General features: G+C 69.9%; 5 protein-coding genes. 2 read left to right on the forward strand and 3 right to left on the reverse strand.

Features of this window, described 5'->3' with window-relative positions:
* Positions 1-27: 27 nt before the first annotated feature.
* The gene (nrdR, locus tag ABDW21_RS16105) at positions 28-492 is read right to left on the reverse strand and encodes a transcriptional regulator NrdR (protein ID WP_343603103.1); all 465 of its coding nucleotides are present in this window, start codon (positions 490-492) and stop codon (positions 28-30) included.
* 122 nt (positions 493-614) lie between these two features.
* Entirely contained in the window at positions 615-1091 is a 477-nt protein-coding gene (locus ABDW21_RS16110; RefSeq protein WP_343603102.1) for a LysM peptidoglycan-binding domain-containing protein, read from the reverse strand.
* 212 nt (positions 1092-1303) lie between these two features.
* Here ABDW21_RS16110 and lexA point away from each other — a divergent pair, with 212 nt between their 5' ends.
* Complete coding sequence (gene lexA, locus ABDW21_RS16115; protein WP_343603100.1) at positions 1304-1993, forward strand: transcriptional repressor LexA; 690 nt, start codon at positions 1304-1306, stop codon at positions 1991-1993.
* 8 nt (positions 1994-2001) lie between these two features.
* Here lexA and ABDW21_RS16120 read toward each other — a convergent pair whose 3' ends face one another.
* Positions 2002-3945, reverse strand: coding sequence for a hypothetical protein (locus ABDW21_RS16120; protein ID WP_343710740.1), 1944 nt, complete (start codon positions 3943-3945; stop codon positions 2002-2004).
* A 262-nt stretch (positions 3946-4207) separates the two neighbouring features.
* On the opposite strand from ABDW21_RS16120, the gene ABDW21_RS16125 reads away from it, so the two are divergent.
* Positions 4208-4947, forward strand: a 740-nt coding sequence (locus ABDW21_RS16125) for a TerC/Alx family metal homeostasis membrane protein (RefSeq protein WP_343710739.1), incomplete at its 3' end; no start/stop codon positions are given.

Below are 4947 nucleotides of genomic sequence, written 5' to 3' on the forward strand. Positions count from 1 at the left end.
GCCTAGTGGTCAAGCGATTCCGCCCGGTCACCCCCGAGCGGACACCTTACGGTGCGCCCGCAGCGCCTCGATCTCCCGCTCGAAATCGTCTGCCGACGAAAACGACCGGTACACCGAGGCGAATCGCAGGTACGCCACCTCGTCGAGATCCCGCAGCGGCCCGAGGATCGCCAGCCCGACCTCGTGGCTGGGCACCTCGGGCGACCCGTTCGCCCGGACGGTGTCCTCAACCTGCTGAGCCAGCAGGTTCAGCGCGTCGTCGTCGACCTGGCGGCCCTGGCATGCCCGGCGAACGCCGCCGATCACCTTCTCCCGACTGAACGGCTCGGTGATACCGCTGCGCTTGACCACCGCCAGCACCGCGGTTTCGACGGTGGTGAAGCGGCGCCCACACTCCGGGCATGACCTGCGGCGCCGAATGGCTTGGCCCTCATCGGTTTCGCGGGAGTCGACCACCCTCGAGTCGGGGTGGCGGCAGAACGGACAATGCATGGCCGCTCCTTCGCCGCGCTGACAACCGGGTGCCTGAGACCAGCCCGAGCCTACCCGCGCACTCCCCCGCAGGCCTAGCGTCGTCGGGCCACGGACGGTGTGGTGGCGCATGGATGCCGGCGTCAGTCGACCGGGGCGATCAGCGTCTGACCCGCCGTCACCGCCGCGGAATCCAGGCCGTTGAGCTGCCGGATGCGCTGGGCGACCCGGCCGACCGGCGCATCCGGCGCCACCCGGCCTGCGACCTGCGACAGCGTCTCCCCCGGCTCGACACGCACCACGGCCAGCCGGCCCGGAACGCGGTCGCCCTGCCCGCCGGATCCCACCGCGGCACCGAAGTGTGCGATCAACCCCAGCCAGACCGTGATCAGCGCCGCGAGCAGGGCCAGCACCACCGTGGTCGCCGGCGTGACGGGACGTGGCCGGTGCGGCGCCGTCGACATCACGACGCCGGTGCCCCGGTAGCGCGGCGGCGCGACGGCCGGCCCCGATGACCGGGCGGCCCGGCGGCCGGGCAATCGACGAGGGCCGGCCGGCCGCCCCCGGACCGGCCGGCTGCGGGGTGGCACACCAGGCGGGATCGTGTCCATCAGGGTCATGTCGGTTCCTCCGCTCGTATCGTTTGTCGATCTTGTGTTCGAATAATACTCGATCGCACGTTCGAATATCGAACATGCTATCGACGTGTCGTCCACGGGTGCGAGGCTAGACCGCCGCACCGACAACAGCTGCCGCCGGATCGCGGCCGACCGCGACACGCGGGTCGAACACATGTTTGAGATTGGCGCGCGATGCGACTACATTCGGCCGTATGAGCGACAGCAGCAACACCCCGGGCACCGGGCTTACGCGATCAGTGGATTCAGGGCTCACCGAGCGGCAGCGCACCATCCTCGACGTGATCCGCGCGTCGGTCAACGGTCGCGGATATCCGCCGAGCATCAGGGAGATCGGTGACGCTGTCGGCCTGACGTCGACCTCCTCGGTGGCGCACCAACTGCGCACCCTGGAGCGCAAGGGCTACCTGCGCCGTGACCCGAACCGCCCGCGTGCCGTCGACGTCCGCGGCTCCGAGGAAGTCGCCGCACACGCCGTGACCGACGTCGCCGGCTCGGACGCCCTGCCGGAACCCGCCTTCGTGCCGGTGCTCGGGCGCATCGCGGCCGGCGGCCCGATCCTCGCCGAGGAGGCCGTCGAAGACGTCTTCCCGCTGCCCCGCGAGTTGGTGGGCGAGGGCGCTCTCTTCCTGCTCAGGGTGGTCGGTGACTCCATGGTCGACGCCGCGATCTGTGACGGTGACTGGGTGGTGGTGCGTCAGCAGAACGTCGCCGACAACGGCGACATCGTCGCGGCGATGATCGACGGGGAAGCGACCGTCAAGACGTTCAAGCGCACCGGTAACCACATCTGGCTGATGCCGCACAACCCGGCTTTCGAGCCCATCCCGGGCGACGACGCCGCCGTGCTCGGCAAGGTCGTCACCGTCATCCGCAAGATCTGACGCGCGGACTACTCCGCTCTGACGAAGCCGCTGGCCTGCGCGATCTCCTCGCTGGCGAACCATATCTCGGCCAGCGTGTCCTCGTAGAGCGCGCTGTCGGGCGTGTAGTACAGCCCGAAGCTGGCGTTGGCTTTGATCGGGTATCCCTCCGGCACCTGGTACGGGTCGTCGAGGGGCAGGTGGATGGCCAGCCGGCCGCTGGGGTGGAGGCGCTCTTCCGCTTCGGGCGCGTCGACGTCGCCGGCGGCCTCCGGCACCGCATGGCGGCCACCTCTCGCCTGGGTGCCCGCCGGAACGCGCGTCGGCGCGGTGTCCACCGCGTCGGGATCCGAGTCGCCGCCGCCGACTTCGGAAAGCACTGCCGCGCCGGCGGTTTCATCCGTCAGATCACGGTCGTCGAGGGCCGTCGACCGGGCCCCGCCGGTCTGTTGCGGGGGCTGGTCCGACTCACCCGGCGACTCACCCGGCGACGGCTGCCCGGCGGGCTGCCGAAAGTCGTCGTCGAACCCGAGCCCCATGTCATGGTCGCCGTCGGGGCCGGCCGGCCAGGCCGGGCCGGCGGTCTCGTCGTCCTCATAGCCCCCCTCGACGTCGTGGTCGGGTTCATAGGGCGGGTTGTCGATGCGGGCGGCCAGGCGCCGGCGCCGTCCCAGCCCGGCCAGCGCCAGCACGCCGGCCAGCAGCAGCACCGGAACCGCGACCAGCAGCCACCACCAATGCCATGCCTGCGAGGAGCCGCCGGTCGGCGCGGCGCTGGCCGGCTTGTTCTGCCCCGGCACCTGAACGCCGGAGAGCGCCGAGGCAAGATCGGCCGGCTTGCTGCTGAACGTGTTCGTGGCCGGGTTCCACGAGATCGTGCCTCCGATGAACGTCTGCGCGACCACGTCGCGGTCCACCGTCTGATCCCCCAGCGGCGCACCCAGCTTCCCGGTGGCGCCGCCGAGCCTGTCCCAGGCGGCCTTCATCGCGCCGCGGATCACGAACGCTCCGTGCTGGCGAGTCCAGAAGATCACCGGCTGGTCGGCTGCGGAGAAGCTGCTGATCCGGCTGTCCGGGATACCGCCGTCGGCTTCATCGGCGATCGGGAAGCCCAGGTCGCTGCCGAGCGGCCCGCCCAGCGACTCGTACTTCTCCAGGATCTGGCTCTCGACGGCGTTGGCTCCGGTGGCCGGGCTGAAGAAGACCTTGCCGCCGGCGAAGTTCTGGGCCTGTCCCCGGTCGCCGATCGGATACTGCCCGCCCTGTTTGGCGCCGAGCGGGCCGGATGCGCCGCCGGCCGCACGCCAGGCCATGTCGATGTCGGCAGTCGGATCGACGGGAATCTGCAGCCCCGTCAACTGCTCGGCCAGTTGCGGCGGGACGGTGGTGAACACCTTGGTCACCCGGTTCCACGACACCTGGCCGCCGCTGAACGCCTGGGTCGCGGCCTCGCCGGCGTAGCTTTCGTCGCCGACCGGGACGCCGAGAACGCCGCCGGAGCTGCCCAGCTTGTCCCACGCGGCGTTAATCGCGCCGCGCACCACGAACGCCCCGTGCTCGGGCGTCCAGAAGATGACCGGCTTGTCGACGGCCGAGAAGATGCTGACCCGGCTGTCGGGTCCGGCCAGCCCGGGTACTTCGTCGCTGGTCGGAAATCCCAGGTCGCTGCCGGCCGGGCCGCCCAGGGATTCGTATTTGTCCAGGACGGCGCCGTACATGGTCCGGGCGCCGGTGGCGGGCGTGAAGAAGATCTTGCCGCCGGCGAAATCCTGGGCGAAACCCTCCCCGACGGGGTAGACATCCCCCTCGGCGGCCCCCAGGTTCGACGTGTCGCCGCCGGCTTTTTCCCAGGCCGCCGTGATGGCGTCGTCGGCGTCGCTCTCCGGCGATGCCGCCGCGGTGGGCGCCAGCAATGTCGCAAACCAGATCAGGCCCGTCGCCGCGGCTGCCAAGGCGAGTGCGGCGCGCCACACCGCCTTGCCGGTACGACCCTGCTGCTGTGTCACCGCACCTCTCCGTCCCGCGTCGTCGCCGGGCTGGGACAAGTGTGCCCCACCGCTGGCCGGCTGCGAACGCGTACCACAAGACATTACGGAAATGAATGTCCAATCGATGTCCAAATGATCTCTGCATGTGTTCGTGTCGCAGCCGTGTTCACCGGCATGCGCCGGTGTCTGGGTTACCGTGCCGAAGGGCGGTACGCCGGCGCGGGCCGGGAAAGGAAACGTATCTGCGATGGGTGCTTCCGGGCTGGGGTGGACAGTGACCGTCGTCCTGCTCGCCGGGTTGGCGGTCGTCGACTACGCCTTCCGCGTCCGTCCGGCGCACAGCCCGACGCTGCATGACGCCGCCGCCTGGTCGGCGCTCTACGTCGGGCTGGCGGTGCTGTTCGGCGTGGGTGTGACAGTCGTCGGCGACGCCGCCGCGGGCGTCGAATATTTCGCCTGCTACCTGAGCAACGAGGCCCTCTCGGTGGACAACCTGTTCGTCTTTTTGGTGATCGTGGGCGGCTTCGCGGTGCCCCGCATCGCCCAACAGAAAGTGCTGTTGTTCGGCATCGTGATTGCGGTGCTGGCGCGCACCGGATTCATCTTCGTGGGCGCCGCCGTCGTCAACACCTTCTCGTGGGCTTTTTATCTGTTCGCGCTGGTGCTCTTTGCGGCGGCCGGCAGCCTCGTCGCACCGTCGGCGCCTCAGGGTCGCGGCGCCGAGGGCGCCGTCCTGCGGGTGGCGAAGCGCTTCTTGGGCACCTCGGAGCGCTACCACGGCGACCGGTTGTTCGTCGCCGAGAACGGCAGGCGGGTGATGACGCCGATGCTGCTGGCGATGATCGCCGTCGGCGGCGCCGACCTGGTGTTCGCGTTCGACTCGATCCCGGCGCTGTTCGGCCTCTCCCAGAACGTCTACCTGATTTTCACCGCCACCACGTTCTCGCTGTTGGGGTTGCGGCAGTTGTACTTCTTGCTCGACGGGCT

Source organism: Mycobacterium sp. (assembly GCF_039583805.1).
Classification (GTDB): domain Bacteria; phylum Actinomycetota; class Actinomycetes; order Mycobacteriales; family Mycobacteriaceae; genus Mycobacterium.